Annotated in this window: 18 protein-coding genes, 6 tRNA genes and 2 pseudogenes; 9 read left to right on the forward strand and 17 right to left on the reverse strand. The window is 71.7% G+C overall.

The genetic code is table 11. The annotated features are described in order from the left end of the window. Nucleotides 1–73: 73 nt before the first annotated feature. The 6 genes from AAW13_RS05735 to AAW13_RS05760 all read right to left on the reverse strand — a co-directional run bounded on the left by AAW13_RS05735 (nucleotide 74) and on the right by AAW13_RS05760 (nucleotide 5238). Nucleotides 74–655, reverse strand: a complete 582-nt coding sequence (locus AAW13_RS05735; protein WP_046726627.1) for a hypothetical protein — start codon at nucleotides 653–655, stop codon at nucleotides 74–76. 7 nt (nucleotides 656–662) lie between these two features. Further along, nucleotides 663–1538: a carbohydrate ABC transporter permease gene (locus AAW13_RS05740; protein ID WP_046726628.1), complete on the reverse strand. Its 876-nt coding sequence runs from the start codon at nucleotides 1536–1538 to the stop codon at nucleotides 663–665. Further along, nucleotides 1535–2494: a carbohydrate ABC transporter permease gene (locus tag AAW13_RS05745; protein ID WP_046726629.1), complete on the reverse strand. Its 960-nt coding sequence runs from the start codon at nucleotides 2492–2494 to the stop codon at nucleotides 1535–1537. The genes AAW13_RS05740 and AAW13_RS05745 overlap by 4 nt, the downstream gene beginning before the upstream one ends. 11 nt (nucleotides 2495–2505) lie before the next feature. Next, nucleotides 2506–3792: an ABC transporter substrate-binding protein gene (locus AAW13_RS05750; RefSeq protein ID WP_046726630.1), complete on the reverse strand. Its 1287-nt coding sequence runs from the start codon at nucleotides 3790–3792 to the stop codon at nucleotides 2506–2508. Nucleotides 3793–4629: 837 nt separating this feature from the next. Continuing rightward, nucleotides 4630–4701: transfer RNA gene (locus AAW13_RS05755), tRNA-Val, on the reverse strand. Nucleotides 4702–4776: 75 nt separating this feature from the next. Next, complete coding sequence (locus AAW13_RS05760; protein WP_046726631.1) at nucleotides 4777–5238, reverse strand: TIGR02611 family protein; 462 nt, start codon at nucleotides 5236–5238, stop codon at nucleotides 4777–4779. A gap of 191 nt (nucleotides 5239–5429) precedes the next feature. On the opposite strand from AAW13_RS05760, the gene AAW13_RS05765 reads away from it, so the two are divergent. Together AAW13_RS05765 and AAW13_RS05770 are read left to right on the forward strand one after the other, a co-directional pair. Further along, nucleotides 5430–5843, forward strand: coding sequence for an SsgA family sporulation/cell division regulator (locus tag AAW13_RS05765; RefSeq protein WP_004002642.1), 414 nt, complete (start codon nucleotides 5430–5432; stop codon nucleotides 5841–5843). Between the two features lie 314 nt (nucleotides 5844–6157). After that, nucleotides 6158–6718, forward strand: a complete 561-nt coding sequence (locus AAW13_RS05770; RefSeq protein WP_046726632.1) for a CGNR zinc finger domain-containing protein — start codon at nucleotides 6158–6160, stop codon at nucleotides 6716–6718. A gap of 96 nt (nucleotides 6719–6814) precedes the next feature. Here the strand turns inward: AAW13_RS05770 and AAW13_RS45770 are convergent, their stop codons facing one another. After that, nucleotides 6815–6967, reverse strand: coding sequence for a hypothetical protein (locus tag AAW13_RS45770; RefSeq protein WP_167391682.1), 153 nt, complete (start codon nucleotides 6965–6967; stop codon nucleotides 6815–6817). Between the two features lie 236 nt (nucleotides 6968–7203). Beyond that, a complete protein-coding gene (locus tag AAW13_RS05775; protein WP_046726633.1) occupies nucleotides 7204–7650 on the reverse strand; it encodes a hypothetical protein in 447 nt (148 codons plus the stop codon). A gap of 491 nt (nucleotides 7651–8141) precedes the next feature. On the opposite strand from AAW13_RS05775, the gene AAW13_RS05780 reads away from it, so the two are divergent. After that, nucleotides 8142–8660 (forward strand): DsbA family protein, encoded by a 519-nt coding sequence (locus tag AAW13_RS05780; protein ID WP_046726634.1) that lies wholly within the window; start codon nucleotides 8142–8144, stop codon nucleotides 8658–8660. 142 nt (nucleotides 8661–8802) lie between these two features. On the opposite strand, the gene AAW13_RS05785 is transcribed toward AAW13_RS05780, so the two are convergent. From AAW13_RS05785 to AAW13_RS05795, 3 genes are read right to left on the reverse strand one after another with little or no spacing between them, the layout of a single operon-like run. Continuing rightward, on the reverse strand, nucleotides 8803–9627 hold the full coding sequence (locus AAW13_RS05785) for a GNAT family N-acetyltransferase (protein ID WP_046726635.1): 825 nt from the start codon (nucleotides 9625–9627) through the stop codon (nucleotides 8803–8805). A 54-nt stretch (nucleotides 9628–9681) separates the two neighbouring features. Continuing rightward, a complete protein-coding gene (locus AAW13_RS05790; protein ID WP_046726636.1) occupies nucleotides 9682–10503 on the reverse strand; it encodes an aminotransferase class IV in 822 nt (273 codons plus the stop codon). Then, nucleotides 10500–11543 (reverse strand): chorismate-binding protein, encoded by a 1044-nt coding sequence (locus tag AAW13_RS05795; RefSeq protein WP_046726637.1) that lies wholly within the window; start codon nucleotides 11541–11543, stop codon nucleotides 10500–10502. The genes AAW13_RS05790 and AAW13_RS05795 overlap by 4 nt, the downstream gene beginning before the upstream one ends. A gap of 178 nt (nucleotides 11544–11721) precedes the next feature. Here AAW13_RS05795 and AAW13_RS05800 point away from each other — a divergent pair. The 5 genes from AAW13_RS05800 (at nucleotide 11722) to AAW13_RS05820 (ending at nucleotide 12176) form a co-directional block, all read left to right on the forward strand. Next, nucleotides 11722–11794: transfer RNA gene (locus AAW13_RS05800), tRNA-Gly, on the forward strand. A gap of 38 nt (nucleotides 11795–11832) precedes the next feature. Next, nucleotides 11833–11906: transfer RNA gene (locus AAW13_RS05805), tRNA-Cys, on the forward strand. Between the two features lies 1 nt (nucleotide 11907). Further along, a tRNA-Val gene (locus AAW13_RS05810) sits at nucleotides 11908–11979 on the forward strand. Between the two features lie 19 nt (nucleotides 11980–11998). Further along, nucleotides 11999–12070, forward strand: a tRNA-Val gene (locus AAW13_RS05815). A gap of 34 nt (nucleotides 12071–12104) precedes the next feature. After that, a tRNA-Val gene (locus AAW13_RS05820) sits at nucleotides 12105–12176 on the forward strand. Nucleotides 12177–12228: 52 nt separating this feature from the next. Here AAW13_RS05820 and AAW13_RS05825 read toward each other — a convergent pair. The 4 genes and pseudogenes from AAW13_RS05825 to AAW13_RS46555 all read right to left on the reverse strand — a co-directional run bounded on the left by AAW13_RS05825 (nucleotide 12229) and on the right by AAW13_RS46555 (nucleotide 14790). Next, the gene (locus AAW13_RS05825) at nucleotides 12229–12531 is read right to left on the reverse strand and encodes a TFIIB-type zinc ribbon-containing protein (protein ID WP_071659444.1); all 303 of its coding nucleotides are present in this window, start codon (nucleotides 12529–12531) and stop codon (nucleotides 12229–12231) included. 143 nt (nucleotides 12532–12674) lie between these two features. Continuing rightward, nucleotides 12675–13598, reverse strand: coding sequence for a phosphotransferase (locus tag AAW13_RS05830; RefSeq protein ID WP_046726639.1), 924 nt, complete (start codon nucleotides 13596–13598; stop codon nucleotides 12675–12677). Between the two features lie 498 nt (nucleotides 13599–14096). Continuing rightward, nucleotides 14097–14273, reverse strand: a complete 177-nt coding sequence (locus AAW13_RS44715) for a hypothetical protein (RefSeq protein WP_046726640.1) — start codon at nucleotides 14271–14273, stop codon at nucleotides 14097–14099. 198 nt (nucleotides 14274–14471) lie between these two features. Continuing rightward, nucleotides 14472–14790: pseudogene (locus AAW13_RS46555) on the reverse strand (hypothetical protein). A gap of 196 nt (nucleotides 14791–14986) precedes the next feature. Here AAW13_RS46555 and AAW13_RS05840 point away from each other — a divergent pair. Continuing rightward, nucleotides 14987–16300 (forward strand): serine/threonine-protein kinase, encoded by a 1314-nt coding sequence (locus AAW13_RS05840; protein WP_046726641.1) that lies wholly within the window; start codon nucleotides 14987–14989, stop codon nucleotides 16298–16300. Between the two features lie 14 nt (nucleotides 16301–16314). Here the strand turns inward: AAW13_RS05840 and AAW13_RS05845 are convergent, their stop codons facing one another. Next, nucleotides 16315–17133: a TrmH family RNA methyltransferase gene (locus tag AAW13_RS05845; RefSeq protein ID WP_046726642.1), complete on the reverse strand. Its 819-nt coding sequence runs from the start codon at nucleotides 17131–17133 to the stop codon at nucleotides 16315–16317. Nucleotides 17134–17284: 151 nt separating this feature from the next. After that, nucleotides 17285–18505 (reverse strand): annotated as a pseudogene (gene cobA / locus AAW13_RS05850) (uroporphyrinogen-III C-methyltransferase); the annotation flags it as partial. Nucleotides 18506–18687 lie beyond the last annotated feature (182 nt).

The raw sequence follows: 18687 nt of genomic DNA on the forward strand, positions 1-18687 counted from the left end.
GCAGGGTGGTCAGGGGCATGACAGAGATTGATACGGCGCCGGTGGCGCCGCCCTTGGCACGGGACACCGCCGGTCAGCGGCGGCGGTGGCGCTCCTCCACGGCGACGGCCGCCGCCGCGACGGCGCCCAGCACGGGCACCGCCAGCGGTGCGATGAGCAGGGCGGAACAGATCACGAGGACCGCTCCCCCGACGAGCAGGAAGGATCCGCCGGGGTCGAGGACGGTACGGCGGCCCGCCGCCGCCAGCAGGGTGCGCCAGCGGTCGCCGGGCGTCCAGACGGCCGCCGCGCGGAGCCCGGCGACCGCCAGGCCGATCACCGCGAAGAGGCCCACGGCCCCGACGAGCGGTCCGCCGGGCAGCCCGGCGCGCACGGCCCGGACATCCACCCAGGCGACCGCGACCGCACCCCAGCCGGCGAGCCCTACGACCCAGCCGCCGCGCACGGCGACCCGGAAGTCCGCGACGAACTCCCGCCAGCCACCGCTTACTTGACCGGTGCGGCGGCGCAGATGCCGGGCCCCGGCGGCGAAGGCTGCCGGATAGGTGACGACCCCCAGCGAAGCGACCGCGATCCACACCCCGGTGAGCAGGCACTCGGCGAAGACGCCGAACCGCTCCGCGAAGACGGACGGCTTGGTGCGCACGTCGGCCACGACGTCATCAGCCCTTCAGTCCGGAGGTCGCCATTCCGTCGATCAGATAGCGCTGGAAGGCGAGGAAGAACAACAGCACGGGCAGCAGCGCGACCAGGGACATGGCGATCATGCCGCCGTAGTTCGCGGCCACGCCGTCGGAGTCGCGGAACATCATCAGGCCCAGGGACACCGTGTACTTGCCGGGTTCGTTGAGGTAGATCAGCGGACCCATGAAGTCGTTCCAGGCGTTGATGAAGGTGAAGATCGCGCTGGTGATGAGCGCGGGCCGGCACAGCGGCAGCACGATCGACCAGTAGATGCGGAGGTGTCCGCAGCCGTCGAGCCGGGCCGCCTCGTCGAGCTCCCTCGGCAGGTTGCGCATGAACTGCACCATCAGGAAGACGAAGAACGCCTCGGTGGCGAGGTACTTGCCGACCAGCAGCGGGGCGTAGGTGTTGATCCAGCCCAGCTTCTGGAACATCACGTACTGCGGGATCAGCAGCACGTGGTACGGCAGCAGCAGGGTCCCGATCATCAGGGAGAAGAGCAGGTTGCGGCCGGCGAACCGGATACGGGCGAAGGCGTAGGCGGTGAGGGAGCAGGAGACCAGTACGCCCACGACGGCACCGACGGCGTAGAACAGCGAGTTCTCGAAGAACGTCCAGATGCCGATGTCCGCGATGCCGTCGGCGAGGCCCTTGAAGTTCGACAGGATCGGGTGCCCGGGGAACAGTTGCAGGCTGTTGATGATGTCCTTGCTGGGCTTGAACGAGGCGCCGATCACCCAGGCCACCGGGTAGAGGATGACCGCGAGGATCAGCAGGGCACCGAGGTGCCAGGCCAGGGATCCGGCTCGCTTACGACCGACCGTGTCCGTGACCTTGGTGGTGATCGCGCTCATCGGGCTCCCTCCTCGTAGTGCACCCACTTCTTCTGGGACCAGAAGAGGACGGCCGTCACCAGCGCGACCGCGAGCAGCAGCATCCACGCCATCGCCGCCGCGAAGCCCATCTGGGCGTTCTTGAAACCCTGCTGGTACAGGTAGCAGGTGTAGACGAGCGTGGCGTCGGCCGGACCGCACTGCGTGTTGGAGACGACGTAGGCCGACCCGAAGATCTGGAAGGAGTGGATGGTCTCCAGGAGCACGTTGAAGAACAGCACCGGGGAGATCATCGGCAGGGTGATGTTCCAGAACCTGCGCAGCGGCCCGGCGCCGTCCATCTCGGCGGCCTCGTAGAGCTCCCTGGGCACCTGCTTCAGACCGGCCAGGAAGATGACCATGGGCGCGCCGAACTGCCACACCGTCAACGCGACCAGGCAGTACAGCACCCAGTCGGCGTTGCCGACCCAGCCGCCGACGTGCCAGCCGAAGAAGGACTGGGTACGGTCCACCACCGCGCCGTCGGAGAACAGCGACCGCCAGACGAAACCGACGGACACGCTCGCGCCGATCAGCGAGGGCGCGTAGAAGGCGGCCCGGTAGAAGGCCTGGCCGCGCCGGCTCTGGGCGAGGAGCAGCGCCACCCCGAGAGCCAGCAGCAGCTTCAGCGGGGTGCCGATGACCACGTACTTCGCGGTCACCTCCACCGACTTCTGCCAGCGGGGGTCGTCGAACATCCTGGTGAAGTTGTCGAACCCGACCCACTTCGGCGTGTTGAAGAGGTTGTAGTCGGTGAACGCGAAGTACAGCGAGGCGACCATCGGGCCCGCGGTCAGCAGCAGGAAGCCGGCGATCCAGGGGGACATGAACAGGTAGCCGGCGAGGTTCTCACGCCGGCGGCCCGGTCGCCGGCGCGCGTCGGCGGCGACCGGACGCGGCTCGCGGGCCGCGGGCAGGGAGTCCTTGACGAGCGTCACGGCAGGTCCCATCAGGCCTGGAAGGCGGCCTCGGACTCGGTGAAGAACTGCTTCACCGCGTCCGCGACCTTGGTCTTGCCCTGGCCGAGGTCGCCGCCGATGCGCAGGAAGGCGGCCTCGATGGTGTCGGCACCGGAGGGGTGCGGGGTGATCGTGCCGAGCACGCCCGCCTTGGCGGTGTCGTCCTCGTACTGCGCGATCTCCTTGTTGACCGGGTCCGTCGGCTTGTACGCGGTGTACTGCTCGGTGCTCGCGAGAATGCCCCGGTCGTAGCCCATGATCTTGCCGACCTCGGGGTCGTGGACCATGAAGTCGATGAACTGGGCGACTTCCTTGGGGTGCGCGGTGCGGGCGGAGGCGCTGAGCATGAGGGAGGCGAGGTACTGCCCGGTGTGCTTGCCGTCCATGGTGGGGATCGGGGCGAGGCCGTAGGTGCTGCTGCCCTCCGCCGTGTAGCGGACGGTGAAGTTGTCCCAGGTGAACTCCGAGGCGCCGTGGCCTGCGGAGAGGGAGGACTTGGGCGCGTCCTGCTGGACGACCTTCGGGTCGGTGACCAGGCCGGCCTTGACGCGGTTGTAGCCGTCCGTCCACCACTCCGTCAGGTCGGCCTTGTCGAAGCCGAGTCCGTCGGCGGTGTAGAACGCCTTGCCGTTCTGACGGAGGTAGAGGTCGTAGAGGTACATGATCGCGAAGTAGCCGGTGTCCCCCGCGACCTTGGTCTTGTCGTGGATGGTCTTGAGGGCCTTGAAGTAGTCGTCCCAGGTCCAGCCCTCGTGCGGCTCGACCCCGGCCTTCGCGAAGACCTTCTTGTCGATGACCAGCGCCATGGTGTTCGAACCGACCGGCACTCCGAGCTGCTTGCCGTCGACCTGGCCGACCTTCGTGACTCCGGCCCGGAAGTGATCCAGGCTCAGATTTCCCGCCTGAACCTGCGACTTCAGATCGAGCAGAATTCCTCGCTTGTCGTACTTCCGGAGAAAGGTGACGGCATTCTGGAAAACATCCGGGGGATTTCCGCCGGCGGCCTGGGTCTGGAACTTCTCCCAGAACGACGCATACGTCTGAAAGTCGGTCTTGACCTTGATCTTCGGGTACTTCTTCTCGAAGAGCGCGATGGTCTGGTTGATCTTCTTGGCGCGTTCCTCGGCACCCCACCACGAGTAACGGATCGTCACCGTCCCGTCCCCGGAGCCGCTGCCGCCTCCGCAACCGGCCGTCGCGGCGAGCCCGAGCGCGGCCGCCGAGGCTCCGGCCGCCTTCAGGATGGTCCGCCTCTCCACATTCCTGCTGGTTCCCACAGTCGGGCCCCTCCCCGCAGCGGTCGCCGCCGCTTGCATGAATCGTTTCAAGTAAGCGCTTGCTGGCACAAGTTACGGAGGGGCCGGTGGGGCGTCAATGATTCGGACAGGATTTTCTTGCGACCGGGGACGCCGGAACGGCATGCGGAGCTGTGGGCCGGCATCCGCAGGACGAGTGACGTCGCAGGTGAGAAGCACACGGTCGGGTGACCGAACGTCAGGCGTGCGGCTGACGACGGCGGTTACGGGTTGGCTTCGATGGCGGGCGGGGTGGGGTGAGGCGGCGCGAGTGGTGCGAGCGGGTGGGGTGAGTGGTGCCAGTGGGTGGGGTGAGTGGTGCGAGTGGGTGGGGTGGGCGGGTCGGATCGGCTCGGTGGGACTCGGGGCCGCGGGTGCTCGTCCGACCTGAGGTCCGCCGGGTCCGGGCGGCGTGACTCGGCCGAGGGAAGGCCGGGAGACGTGCCGGGGGCGAGCGGCGATCCCGCGGAGGGGCGGCCACGCTCACACCTCCGACGATTGCGATCGGAATCAGCTCGCCCGATCACCCGGCACCGCGGCCCGATGTCCGATGCCCGAGGCCCCTGAAGATCCACGCTGAGTTACGACGGACCTCATACCGCGCGCGCGTTCACCACGCCGACGAGGCAACAGGAGTCCCTTCGAGCCTCAGGAGTCACGGAACCCCGTCAGCCGACGCGGGCCCCCTCCTGGCGCCGGAGCCCGGGCCCCACGCCACGAGCCCCGGAACCGGCTCCGCGCAGCCGTCGCCGTGGCACAGGGCACCGCACGCACGCCTGCGGCCCACCTGCTGTTTCGCAGGTGGGCCGCAGTTCTGGGTGGGCGATACTGGGTTCGAACCAGTGACCTCTTCGGTGTGAACGAAGCGCTCTCCCACTGAGCTAATCGCCCGGGCGCAGGAAGAACATTACCCCATGTCAGGGGGTGCCCCCGACCAGTCGTCGGGGCGTGCGGCCGACGGCCTGTTCACTCCTCGATCTTCCAGGGCATCACGACGCCGTACCGGGAGAGGTAGATCCCGAGCCCGCCGGCCGCGATCGCCAGGGCGATCGCCGTCAACGTGAGGTTGCGGCGGCGCACCCTGGGGTCGAGGGCCTTCTGGGCAGCCTCCGTGACCTTGCGTTTCGTCCAGCGGAGCACCAGCTGGGCCCAGACGAACTCGGTCGCCCAGATCGCCATGCCGGCAAAGATGACCACCCAGCCCGGTCCGGGCAACGGCAGCAGGACGATACCCACGCCCACCACCGCGAGACCGACCGCGAAGACCCCGACCTGCCAGCTCAGGTGCAGCATCCGGCGCGCCTTGACGAACTCGGGCGCCCGCGATCCGAGGCCCCGCTCACCGGCCGCGCCGTCCGTGGTTCCGTCCACCTCGCTCCCGTCCGAGGCCACGGCGGCCTCGCCCGGTTCGTTACTCCCCGTATTCATACGACCAAACCCTACCTGAGCGATTCAGGTCACCGGAATGGTCGTAGATCACGCCCGGCTTCTCGGCCGGAAGAGTTACGTAAACACACGCAAAACACTCAGAGGGGTTTACAACGGCACCGTAGGTGGCATGTCGATTTCGCCGACGTGCGAATCCCCGAGCGCACACTGAGCGAAAGGCCCTGGCGCTTATGAACACCACGGTCAGCTGCGAGCTGCACCTGCGCCTCGTTGTGTCGAGCGAGTCCTCCCTGCCTGTCCCCGCAGGCCTGCGGTACGACACGGCCGACCCCTACGCCGTGCACGCCACCTTCCACACCGGAGCCGAGGAAACCGTCGAGTGGGTGTTCGCCCGCGACCTCCTCGCCGAAGGGCTGCATCGCCCCACCGGCACCGGCGACGTCCGCGTCTGGCCGTCCCGCAGTCACGGTCAGGGCGTCGTCTGCATCGCCCTGAGCTCCCCGGAGGGGGAAGCACTGCTCGAAGCCCCGGCGCGGGCCCTGGAATCCTTCCTGAAGCGAACTGACGCCGCCGTGCCGCCCGGCACGGAACACCGGCACTTCGATCTCGATCAGGAGCTCTCGCACATCCTGGCGGAGAGCTAGGGCGAATCGCCTCCAAGCCGCCCGGCGCCGTCCACTCGGGGAGACGGCTCGGGCCTAGACAACCGCATACGGCAGCACCGGCGCCGTCACCGTGATCGCCACGGGACGGTTCCGGTGTCTCCGCGCGTCCGCACACGTCCGCGCCTGGTCCCTGCCTGCGTCCGTGCCCGCGCCCATTGGGAACCTCCGTCGGGTGGCGACCGTTGTACGGACAGCCACGAGTGGGACAGGGCACGGTGCGGGGCCGCCGTATGTCGCTACCATCGGCCACCATCGGCGGGCGCCCGCCCGACCCTCAGGCCAGGGAGCGAAACGTGCTGATCACCCACGACACCCGGTGTTCGCTAGACGCCGTGGTGGATCTGGTGAACACCGCGCCGGAGGACGACACGGCGGTGGACGGGCTGCCCGATGTCCCGGCCCTCCAGAATTTCGTACGAAGGCACGACATGAGCGACGTCGGCTTGCTGTCCGAGTTCGACCTGTCGGCAGTGCGCAAGATCCGCGGACGGTTCGCGGGGATCTTCGCCGCCCCGGACGCCCGGACCGCCGCCGGGATGATCAACGAGCTGGTGGCGGCCGCCGGCACCACCCCCCGCCTCACGGATCACGACGGTTACGACTGGCACGTGCACTACTTCGCGCCCGGCGCCTCGGTGGCCGACCACCTCGCCGCCGACTGCGGGATGGCGCTCGCGTTCTTCGTCGTCGCCGGGGAGCAGGAGCGGCTGCGGCGCTGCGAGGCCCCGGACTGCCGGCGCGCCTTCGTGGATCTCTCCCGCAACCGCTCGCGCCGTTACTGCGACAGCCGGACCTGCGGCAACCGTCTGCACGTCGCCGCCTACCGGGCGCGCCGCAAGGAGGCCGCCGGCTGACCGCCGGTCGCCGGCCCGGCCCATGAGCGGCCGCGGTCGGGAGTGCCGATGCCGACGCCGGTCCCGGCGGGTGGCGCCGGGACGGGCGGGTACGGCTCACAGCCACAGCAGGTCGTGCAGCGCAGCCATGAGGATCAGACACCCGATCACCGCTAGGAAGATCATCAGCGGTGGCTGGGAAAGGGCGAAGAGGCACCCGCGGGGCTCGTCCTTCGGCGGCGCGGCCTCGCTCTGTTTCGTGTCCGGCATCTCGCGGCGATGATGACCTAGTGGAACCCCTCCCCGCGATCAACACGCCCGGAATAGGCGGTAGTTCGCCGAATTCCGCGATGTCCGTTTCGGTTCCGCCCGCCCACTGAACGCTTCCGCGCGTACCGCGGGCGCACTGTGTCGTTTCAATGCCTTATGTGACTGTCATATGCATACGTGGACTGCGGGGATGCGCAGGCTGTCCGGCACCGCCCGTCCGACCGCCGTCGCGCGGGTCATATCCCGTGTTTCTTGAGGATGGCCTCGATGTCGCTGAAGTCGTCGCCGGCGTTGGCGCCGCGGGGCGTAGCGGCGGGCCGGGCCGCCGGGCGGGTGGCGGGGCTGAGTGACGGTGCCGAGGCGGCGGGGGCGACGGCGTCGCGCTGTCCGGCCCGGGCAGCCGCCTTGCGCTCGGCACGGGTGCCACCGCGGCGCCGCTCAACGGCACGGGTGGTGGCGAACAGGGCCCAGGCCACGCCGAGCACCACGAAACCCGCCCAGGCGGTGGGACTGAACGCGGTGTCGGCCAGCCAGCCGACCACTCCCGTCATCACCAGGCCGACGGGCACGAGCGAGTAGGCGGCGATGCGGGCCGCCGCCAGGTACCGCTTTCGGTAGGCGGTGACCACGGCGATGCCCAGGCCGGCCGCGGAGGCGGCGGAACAGACTGTCTCGGCGATCATCCGGTCCTCCTGGGCGGGCTCGGGCGGCGGGCGGGGCGAGGGCTCGCACTGCGCTTCGCCCCTTCCATCGTGCACCGTCCGGCCCGTGCGATCCATGCCCAGGCCCGACAATCAGGGGCATCTCGGGGTCCACTCCGGGTCACCTCCACCCCAGGTACGAGCTGCGGCACCGGCGGTGCGGGCGGCGGCACCGGCGGTGGGCGGCGGCACCGGCGCCGTCGGACCCGTGGCCCGCCGGCACCGGCCCGATGGCGGACGGCGGCGGTCTGAGGACGGGGCGGCCGGCGGCGCCGGAGGAGGCAGGACGGGTGGTGGTGGTCCGGGGGCGGGACAGACGGCGGGAACGTGGGAGTCGGGACGGACGGCGGCGAGCCGCGGACGAGACAGAGACGGCCGCGGCGGGCCGAAGGCGGAGCCGGCGGCGGCGTCCCCTCGTACCTCCTCGCCGTCTCGATTGGGTGCACACAGCGCGGGCTGGAAGACTGGTGCCCATGAACGACTCCTCCCCCGCCGCCGGCGCCCCCGTCCTGGACGTCTGGTGCGAACTCCAGTGCACCGACTGCCGCAGCGCCCTGGACGACCTGCGTGCGCTCAGGGCCCGGTACGGCGACCGGCTGGAGCTGCGGCTGCGGCACTTCCCCCTGGAGAAGCACAAGCACGCCTTCGCCGCCGCGCAGGCCGCCGAGGAGGCCCTGGAGCAGGGGAAGGGCTGGGAGTACGTCGAGGCGGTACTCGGCCGGGTCGAGGAGCTGGACCGCGAGGGCGAGCCGTTCCTGGTCGAGGTGGCCCGCGAACTGGGCCTGGACGCGGAGGAGTTCGACACCGCGCTGGTCGACGGACGGCACATCCTGATCGTCGACGCCGATCAGGCCGAGGGCAAGGCCATCGGCGTGACCGGCACCCCGACCTATGTCATCGACGGCGAGCGCCTCGACGGCGGCAAGAGCCAGGAGGGCCTGCGCGAGCGCGTGGAGCAGATCGCGGACCGGCTGCTGGCCGGGCCGGCGTGAGCGGACCGGCTGCTGGCCGGACCCGCGTGAGCAGACCGGCGTGAGCGGACCGGCTGCTGGCCGGGCCGGCGTGAGCGGACCCGCATGATCGGGCCCGCGTGAGCGGATCGGTGTGAGCGGACCGTCTGCGTTCCCGTTCCCCTCAGATCAGGTCCTTGTACAGGGAGTACGAGACGGTGGTGTACCCGAGCGACTCGTAGAGCCGCTCGGCCGGGGTGTTCCCGGCGAACACGTTGAGGCTCAGGACGCGCTCGCCCGCGGCGATCGCCTGGGCCTCCGCGAGCAGCATGAGGGTGCGGCCGTGCCCCTGGCCACGGTGGGCGGCGTCGGTCTCGACCCGGTACACCCAGGCGGCGTCCGCCCGCAGGGCCAGCCACAGGACGCCGACGCGCGACCCCTCGTGTTCGAGGACGCTGAGTCGCAGCCCCTCCGTGGCAAGGCCGCGCGGCAGCAGCCGTGCGTGGTCGCGCCGTGACCTCTCCAGGGCCTCGGCCTCGGACACGCCCCGCTCCTGCCACACGCGCGCGTACCGCGCGGAGGCGTGCGCGAGCCACCCCTCGTACTCGGCCTCGGTCATGTCACGGCCCCGGCTGCCCGCGGGCAGTCCGGGCGGGGTGTCACCGAGCTGCTTCTCCATGCCGCGGTTGCGCAGGACGTATCCGAGTGCCCGCACCAGGTGCAGGGCCGGCTCCGCGGCGGCGGGCACCTGCACCTCGATCTGCCGGCAGCCCCAGCCGCGTGCCACCTCCTCGGCGGCGAGCGCCGCCACCGTGCCCCGGCCGCGGCGGCGGTCGGGCTCCTCGATGCCCAGTTCGACGATGCGGGCCGTCAGGGAACCGAAGTCCCGTGAACTGCCCAGCCGGAGGATGCCGACGGGCCGGCTGTTCACGCATACCTGGAAGCGGCGGGACAGCACCCCGTCGGCGCTGCGCTGGAGCGGCTCGGTCGGCCGCAGGGTCGTGGTCATCAAGGGGTGTTCTACCCACGGGGGACGCGCACGTCAGCCGAATAGATCCGGCTCCTACGGATCCAGGTCCGCGCCGGACCGCTCGTCGAAGATCCGCATCGCCTTCGCGGTCACCGGTCCCGGGGCGCCGGGAAGTTCACGTGCGTCGACCCGGTGCACGGCCTGGACGTCACGCAGCGTGGAGGTGAGGAAGATCTCGTCGGCCCGCGCCAGGACGTCCATGGGCAGGTCGGTCTCCTTGGCGCCGGTCCACTCGACGGCCAGGGCCCGGGTGATGCCGGCCAGGCAGCCGGAGGCGACCGGCGGGGTGTGCAGCTCGCCGTCCAGGACGACGAACACGTTGGAGCCGGTGCCCTCGCAGAGCTGTCCGACGGTGTTGGCGAACAGGGCCTCGGTGGCGCCGTGTTCGTGGGCGCGGGCCAGGGCGACGACGTTCTCGGCGTACGAGGTGGTCTTCAGGCCGGTGAGCGCGCCACGCTCGTTGCGGGTCCAGGGGACCGTGACGACCGCGGTGGCGTCGGGACGGCGGGTGGTCTCGCCGAGGGCGACGATCAGGGTGGGACCGTGCGCGCCCCGGTCGGAGCCGAGGGGACCGTGGCCGCCGGTGTAGGTGACGCGCAGCCGGCCCAGCGGCATCGGGTTGGCCTCCAGGACCGCGGCGCAGGCCCGGCGCACCTCGTCGTGGTCGGGGTCGGGCAGGCCCAGGCCCCGGGCCGAGCGGGTCAGCCGGTCGAGGTGCCGGGTGAGCGCGAAGGGCCTGCCGTCGGTGGCCTTGACCGTCTCGAAGATGCCGTCGCCCACGGTCAGCCCGTGATCGAAGACGGAGACACGCGCGGTGTCCACGTCCCGCAGTCGGCCGTCCAGCCAGATCCTCACCCGAGGCCCCCTTCGTTCATGTCGTACGTGCCCGACGCTATCGCGAGCAGCCGGGATGCCTTCAGCTCGGTCTCCCGCCACTCGCCCTCGGGGTCGGAACCCCAGGTGATCCCGGCTCCGGTGCCGAACCGCAGCGCACCCTCGGCGCGGTCGATCCAGAAGGTACGGATCCCCACGGCCAGCTCACCGACACCGCGGTCCGCGTCCACCCAGCCGACGCCTCCGCAGTACGGTCCGCGCGGCGCGGTCTCCAGTTCCGCGATGATCCGCAGCGCGCTCGACTTCGGCGCGCCGGTGACCGAGCCGGGCGGGAAGGCCGCGGCGAGCAGTTCGGGCCAGCCGGCGTCCGGGCGCAGCTCACCGCGGACCGTGGAGACCAGATGGACCAGACCCGGGTGCTTCTCCACGGCGCACAGGTCGGGAACGGTCACGCTGCCGGTGGCGCAGACACGCCCGACGTCGTTGCGGACCAGGTCCACGATCATCACGTTCTCGGCGTAGTCCTTCTCCAGGAGGTCCGCCTCGGTACGGCCGGTGCCCTTGATGGGCCCGCTCTCCACGGTCCGCCCCGTCCGGCGCAGGAACAGCTCGGGTGAGGCGGTGGCGGTCTCGACGCCGTGCTCCGGCAGCCGAATCGTTCCGGCATACGGCGCCGGGTTGCCCCGGGCCAGCAGCGCGGTCAGCGCGTCCACGTCGGCACCGGGGGCGACCGGCGCGGACAGCACCCGGCACAGGTTGGCCTGGTAGACCTCGCCGGCCGCGATGCGGGTACGGATCCGCTCCACCGCCGCCGTGTACGCGGTGCGGTCGAGGGACGACGTCCAGTCACCTGCGGCCGGTCCACGCCACGCCCCCGGGGCCGGGGCGGGCACCGGCTCCTCGCGTACGTCACGGAAGCGAGCGCAGGTCAGCCCGCCTTCGAAGGTTGCGCACACGGCCCAGAAGCCGGTCGAGTCGAGGGCCGCGGGGTCGCTGGTGACGTCGACGAGACCGGTGGCGACACGGCCGCCGAACCGGGCGAGCGGAGGGTGATGGAGCACGTCGTCGAGTCTATGGCGGGTGTCCCCGGGGTGACCCGGGCATGTCGTCGAGGCGCCCCTGACCACGTCGTCCGCCGGGTGCAGCGCAGCACGCTGCGCAAACGCGTTTTTGTGCTGGCCCGGGAATCCGCTAGAGTTCAACACGTCGCCGGGACGCGAGAGCGGACCGAAACGACAGGCGGACGTAGCTCAGTTGGTAGAGCGCAACCTTGCCAAGGTTGAGGTCGCGAGTTCGAGCCTCGTCGTCCGCTCGCAGGAAACAGGGGTCTTCCCGATCCCCTACACTCCTGGTGGAGTGGCCGAGAGGCGAGGCAACGGCCTGCAAAGCCGTCTACACGGGTTCAAATCCCGTCTCCACCTCCAAGGACGATTAGCTCAGCGGGAGAGCGCTTCCCTGACACGGAAGAGGTCACTGGTTCAATCCCAGTATCGTCCACTGATCCGCGAGGATCCCCGCGCGATTAGCTCAGCGGGAGAGCGCTTCCCTGACACGGAAGAGGTCACTGGTTCAATCCCAGTATCGCGCACGCACCGCCCGTGGTTTTCGGATCATGGTCCCGAGGACGATTAGCTCAGCGGGAGAGCGCTTCCCTGACACGGAAGAGGTCACTGGTTCAATCCCAGTATCGTCCACATCGCACGAAGCCCCCGGCCGTCTCGCACGGCCGGGGGCTTCTTCGTGGGCTCAGCTGGAGAAGAGCATGTGCGCCCAGCTCTTGTGGCCGTGGTGACCGTGGCCGCCGTAGTGCTGCCCGTGGCCGCCGTGGTGACCGCCGCCGTGCGGGGCGCCCCAGGCCGGCGCCGGCGGGGCCGGCGGGTACGCCTGCGGGGCGGGCGGGACCGGCTTCGCCCACTGCGCCTCCAGCTGGGTCAGCGCCTCCAGCTCGCCGTAGTCGAGGAAGATGCCCCGGCAGCCGCTGCACTGCTCGATCTGGACGCCGTTGCGGTTGTAGGTGTGCATCGGCGCATGACACTTCGGACACTGCATGGTCGGCTCAACTCCTCGCCGGTGAAAACTGCTTCACGTTCTTCCAGGACAGACTCCGTCCGACCCTGGCCGGTTGCAGCCTACTTCGGGAAACCGTGCGTCAACCGGACGGGCACCGAGGTCGTTCCAGACCGGACCGTGGGTCATTCCGGTGCCATCCGGGCACATGCGTCGATCAGGGACTGCTCCACCTCGTCCAGGGGGCGGTCCGCCGCCAGCGCCTTCGTGAGGTAGCGCGCGGCGGTCTGGACGGTGAGCGCGCGGGCCGGGACGTCGAGGGCGGCCCAGGGGTCGCCGTCCGCCGGTACCGCGGGACCGCCTGCCGCACGGTAGGCGGTGAGGAAGCGGGTCCACTCGTCCGGCGGGAGGAGGCCGCAGGCGTACCAGGAGGCGGGGCGGGCGAGGTCCCAGCCGGGCACACCGGCGCCGAGGTCGTCGACGTCGATGAGCCGCCACGGGCCGTCCGGCGCCGGGTGCCGGACCAGTTGGCCGAGGTGCAGGTCGCCGTGGCAGAGGGCGGGGGTGCCGGGCATGGGCGCCTCGTCCCGGGCCCAGGCCGGCAGCGCGGACCAGGCACGGAGGACGGGCGGGGCGGCGGGGTGCGGGGGCGAGGCCGCCAGCGTGGCCCGGAGGCGGGCCATCGCCAGGGCGGCCTTCGCGGGGCCGCGCATCGGCGGTGCGGCCGGGGTGGGCGTGGTGCGGTGGAGGCGGGCGAGCAGGACGGCGGCGGCCTCCCAGGGAGCGGCCGCCGGGGCGTCCGGATCGACGGGAGCGCCGTACGGCCAGAGGGTGACCGGGCGGTCGTCGACGAAGGCGGCGGGGGCCGCGGTGAGGGGCGGGAGGAAGACCTCGGGGAGGCGGGCGGCCGTGGCCAGGCGGCGGGCGAGGGCGGCCCGGTCGGTGTCCGGGGCGTGCGCCTTGGCGACGGTCTCCGCGTGGCGGAGGACCGTGGTGTCGGGGCGGTGGGCGAGGGTGGTGGTGGCCGTGCCGCAGCGACAGGGGGCCGCGTCCGGGTGGGCGGCGGCGGTGACCTCGGCGGTCAGCTGGGGCAGTACGTCTGCGGTCATGGGTCCCCCGGGAGGTGCGGCTGCGCTGCGGTGAGGGTACGTGGGTGCGGCGGGCCGCGGCTCGCGGTCAGCCGGGGATGGGGCCGGGGCGCCGGAGGTGGGGCCGGGGTGCCGCGGGTGGAGCCGGGGCGCCGGGGGTGGAGCCGGGCCGGGGCGCCGGAGGTGGAGCCGGGGCGCCGGAGGTGGAGCCGGGGCGCCGGAGGTGGAGCCGGGCCGGGGCGCCGGGACTCGCTCGCCCGCGCTTGCGAGGTCCCGTCGCGCTCACCCGTGCCGTCCGCGGCGCGCCTGCCCGCGGTCGCGGAAGGGGGCCGACGGACTTCCCCACGACTGCCCGCAGCACGAGCACGTGTGGTGCTCCCGGGCCGCGCGGGAAAAGCAATGCCGGCGCAGCTCCCCAGCTGCGCCGGCATTTTTGCCGTCCGCCGCACCCCCGTCCCCACGGGGTTTCATGGGTGGATGTCCCCGCCCGGACCGCTCTTCCGGGCCTGGGGTCGCCGCTCAGCGCCCCAGCATCACTCCCACGGACGACGCCTGTGTGGCCACTGTCTCCCAGCCGTCGAAGACCAGGAGGAGCAGGGCCGCCAGGGGAAGGGCCATCAGCGTCGCCACCAAAGGGTGGCGGCGGCCCTGCCGGCGGGGACGGGTGGTGTGTGTCCGCTGTGCCGTAAGGGCCATGGTCCCTCTCCTGACCGTGCTCGGTTGTGGTTGGCAGCGGCGGGTGTCTGACCTCGGGGGACGAGTGCTGCACCCGCCGCTTGACCTCAAATCTAGGCGCGCGGCCGCCGGCGGGCGTCATGCCCTCGTACCGAATCGCGGGCCTCCGAGAGGATGAGCCGTGACCTGCGGACTACTCCCCTGGGTGGAGACGGAGCCCTACCTCTCGTCCTGCGGCTCGGGGTCTTCCCGGAGGGGGTGCCCGGTCCTTCCCGGTTTCTCCGAGCTGTCCTCGCGCGGCACCGGCTGCTCGACGAGAGCCGGCACCCGGGTCGCCATGAAGCGGGCGTGCGGACCACAGTCCCTCCCCCACTGCCTACGGGGCGTGGGGGGACCCCCACCGCGTGACTTCGCTCACTTCGACCACCCCTCGCCGTATCGCCGTCTCCACCCGGCGGCCCGCTCCGCTCGCCACCACCTCGTACGTGCGGGTCGTGTCACCCGCGTCCACGACCATCTCCACCCGGTCACCTTTCACGGGTTCAATCCCCCTTCCGTGACGGCCTGTTGGAGCGGACGGGTGCTCAAAGGCGCCGATTACGGCGCCTTCCTGACCACTCCTCAAGTCTCGCACCCGGCACTGACAATCGATCGGGGCGAGAGGGCGCGGCCTCTGCGCACGGGCGGCCCGGTAAACGTAAGCTGTGCCACGTCAGACGGACCGGGCAGCGGGGATGAACATGGCGATGATGCGCCTGAGGCGCGAGGACCCGCGCGTCGTCGGCTCGTTCAGGCTTCACAGAAGGCTCGGCGCCGGCGGGATGGGCGTGGTCTACCTCGGCTCCGACAAGAAGGGGCAGCGGGTCGCGCTGAAGGTGATCCGGCCTGATCTGGCGGAGGACCAGGAGTTCCGTTCGCGGTTCGCGCGTGAGGTCTCGGCGGCCCGACGGATCAGGGGCGGTTGCACGGCACGGCTCGTCGCGGCGGACCTGGAGGCCGAGCGGCCGTGGTTCGCCACCCAGTACGTACCCGGGCCCTCGCTGCACGACAAGGTCGCCGACGAGGGCCCGCTGCACGCCGCGGAGGCGGCCGCGGTCGGGGCGGCCCTGTCCGAGGGCCTGGTCGCCGTGCACGAGGCAGGGGTGGTCCACCGGGACCTGAAGCCGTCCAACATCCTGCTGTCCCCGAAGGGGCCGCGGATCATCGACTTCGGCATCGCCTGGGCCACCGGGGCGTCCACGCTCACCCACGTCGGCACCGCGGTCGGCTCCCCCGGGTTCCTCGCGCCCGAGCAGGTGCGGGGGGCCGCCGTCACCCCGGCCACCGACGTGTTCTCGCTCGGCGCGACCCTGGCGTACGCCTCGACCGGTGACTCGCCTTTCGGGCACGGCAGTTCCGAGGTGATGCTCTACCGGGTCGTCCACGAGGAGCCGGCGCTGCACGGGGTGCCGGACGCGCTGGCGCCCCTGGTGCGGGCCTGTCTGGCGAAGCACCCGGAGGAACGGCCGAGCACGCTCCAGCTGTCGTTGCGGCTCAAGGAGATCGCCGCGCGGGAGGCGCACGGGCTGGGCGACGTACGCCCGCCGGCGCCACGGGCCGCGGAGGCCGACCGGCCCACCGGGCGGCTCGCCGAGACCTATCCGGAGCCGCAGCGCACCCAGCGCCGGACGCAGTCCGCACCGGGCGCACCGGTCCGGGGCAACGCCCCCTCGCGCGGCGGCAGCGGTCCCCGGCCGGGCGGCGGGGTGCCGTCGCGGCCGAACGGCGCCCGCCCCACCCCCGCGCCGCGCGGCAGCGGCACCCGATCCGGCAGTGGTGGCCGGCCCGCGCCGCGCAGCGGTACCGGACGTCCGGCGCCGCGCCCGACGGGTACCGGCCGGCGGCCGGCCAATCCGCGGCTGCTGCGCCAGCGGCTGTTCGTGTTCGTCGTCGTGACGCTGCTGGTGGCGCTGGGGATCGCGCTGGCCCAGGGCTGTTCCGGGCCGGCGCACGGGATGGGCGTGCCCGGTGGTGCCGTACCCGCGAAGGCCGTCGCCCTCAGGGAGTAGCGGGGACCGGGGCGCTAGACCTCGGGGCGGCCGGCGGTCACCGCGTAGAAGGCGACCGCGGCCGCCGCGCCGACGTTGAGGGAGTCGACGCCGTGGGACATCGGGATGCGCACCCATTCGTCGGCGGCGACCAGCGCCTGGGTGGAGAGGCCGTCGCCCTCCGCGCCGAGCATCAGGGCCACCCGGTCCATCCGGTGCGGGGCGGCCTCGTCGAGGCTCCGCGCCTTCTCGTCCGGGGTCAGGGCGAGCAGGGTGAACCCGGCCTCGCGAACCGAGTCCAGCCCCTTGGGCCAGGTGTCGAGACGGGCGTAGGGAACGGAGAAGACCGCGCCCATCGAGACCTTGACGCTGCGCCGGTAGAGGGGATCGGCGCAGTCCGGGGACAGCAGGACCGCGTCCATGCCGAGGGCCGCCGCCGAGCGGAAGATCGCACCGATGTTGGTGTGGTCGTTCACGGATTCCATGACGACCACCCGGCGCGTGGTGCGCAGCAGTTCGGTCGCCGTCGGCAGCGGCTTGCGCTGCATGGAGGCGAGCGCGCCACGGTGCACGTGGTAGCCGGTGACCTTCTCGGCGAGCTCCGGGCTGACCGCGTACACGGGGGCCGGGAGCTCGTCGATGACGTCGCGCATGACGTCGACCCACTTGGCGGACAGCAGCATCGAACGCATCTCGTAGCCCGCGTCCTTCGCCCTTCGGATGACCTTCTCGCCCTCGGCGATGAACAGGCCCTCGGCCGGTTCGCGCTTGCGGCGCAACTCGACGTCGGTCAGGCCTGTGTAGTCGCGGAGGCGCGGGTCGTCGGGGTCCTCGACGGTGATGAGATCGGCCACAGGGTGATACTGCCTTGTCCTGGGTGGGGTGCCAATGGTCTGGAACGGGTTGTGTTACCCGGGGTTACGCGGGTGCCTCTCCGGGTGCCGAACCAGGTGCCGTTCCAGGTGCGGTTCCAGGTGCGGTTCCAGGTGCCGCTCCGGGTGCCGTCCGGGGGCCCACGTTGACGACCTCGCCGATCACGATGACCGCCGGGGGCTTCACCTGCTCCGTGCGGACGACGTCCGCGACGGTGGCGAGGGTCGCGTCGACCCGGCGCTGCGCGGCCGTGGTGCCCTCCTGGACCAGGGCGACGGGGGTCCCCGGCGACCTGCCGTGGGCGACCAGCGTCTCGGCGATCTTCCCGATCTTGTCGACGCCCATCAGGACCACGAGGGTTCCGGTGAGTTTCGCGAGCGACGGCCAGTCGGCCAGCGAGCGCTCGTCGTCGGGTGCGACATGGCCGCTGACCACCGTGAACTCGTGCGCCACGCCCCGGTGCGTGACCGGGATCCCGGCGGCGGACGGCACCGAGATCGAGCTGGAGATGCCGGGGACGACCGTGCACGGGATACCGGCCTCGGCGAGCGCCTGGACCTCCTCCATGCCCCGGCCGAAGACGTAGGGGTCGCCGCCCTTCAGCCGTACGACCGACTTGCCCTGCTTGGCATGTTCGATCAGGGCGTTGTTGATGGCCTCCTGCGCCATGTACCTGCCGTACGGGATCTTCGCCGCGTCGATCACCTCGACGTGCGGCGGGAGTTCGGCGAGCAGGTCACGGGGTCCGAGACGGTCGGCTATCACCACGTCGGCCTCGGCGAGCAGGCGGCGGCCGCGCACCGTGATCAGGTCGGGGTCGCCGGGACCGCCGCCGACCAGGGCGACACCGGGGGTACGGGTGCGGTGGTGCGGGGCGACGAGGGTGCCGTCGCGCAGGCCCTCGACGACCGCGTCCCGGATGGCGGCGGTGTGCCGGGGGTCGCGGCCGCGCGCGTCGGTGGTGAGGACGGCGACCGTGACACCCTCGCTGTGGCCGGTGGCCGGGGTCCAGGCGGTGGCCTGGTCGGCGTCGTCGGAACGGACGCACCAGACGCGGTGGCGCTCCGCCTCGGCGGAGGCGGCCGTGTTGGCGGCGGGGTCGCTGGTGGCGATCAGGGCGTACCAGGCGTCCGCGAGGTCGCCGTCCTGGTAGGGGCGCCTGGCCCAGGTGATCTCTCCGGTGTCCGCCATCGCCTCGACCGAGGGGGTCGCTTCCGGGGACACGAGGGTGATGTCGGCGCCCGCCGCGATGAGGGCGGGAAGGCGGCGCTGGGCGACCTGGCCGCCGCCCAGGACGACCACCTTGCGGCCGGTGAGGCGGAGGCCTACGGGGTAGGCGGGGTGTTCGGCCATGAGGTGGCGGCTCCTCTTTCGGCGGCGGTGCGGTGGCCCTGACGTGCGGATTTTACCGGGCGGGGGTTTCGGCGGCTCGGGCTGTCCAGTGGCTGGGCGTCGCGGGCCGGGTGCACGGCTGTGGGTGGTTGCGCCCACCCGTTCCCCCATGGGGGTCCCCCAGTCCCTTGAGGCACTGGGGG

The sequence above is a fragment of the Streptomyces humi genome (assembly GCF_001005085.2).
GTDB lineage: Bacteria > Actinomycetota > Actinomycetes > Streptomycetales > Streptomycetaceae > Streptomyces > Streptomyces humi.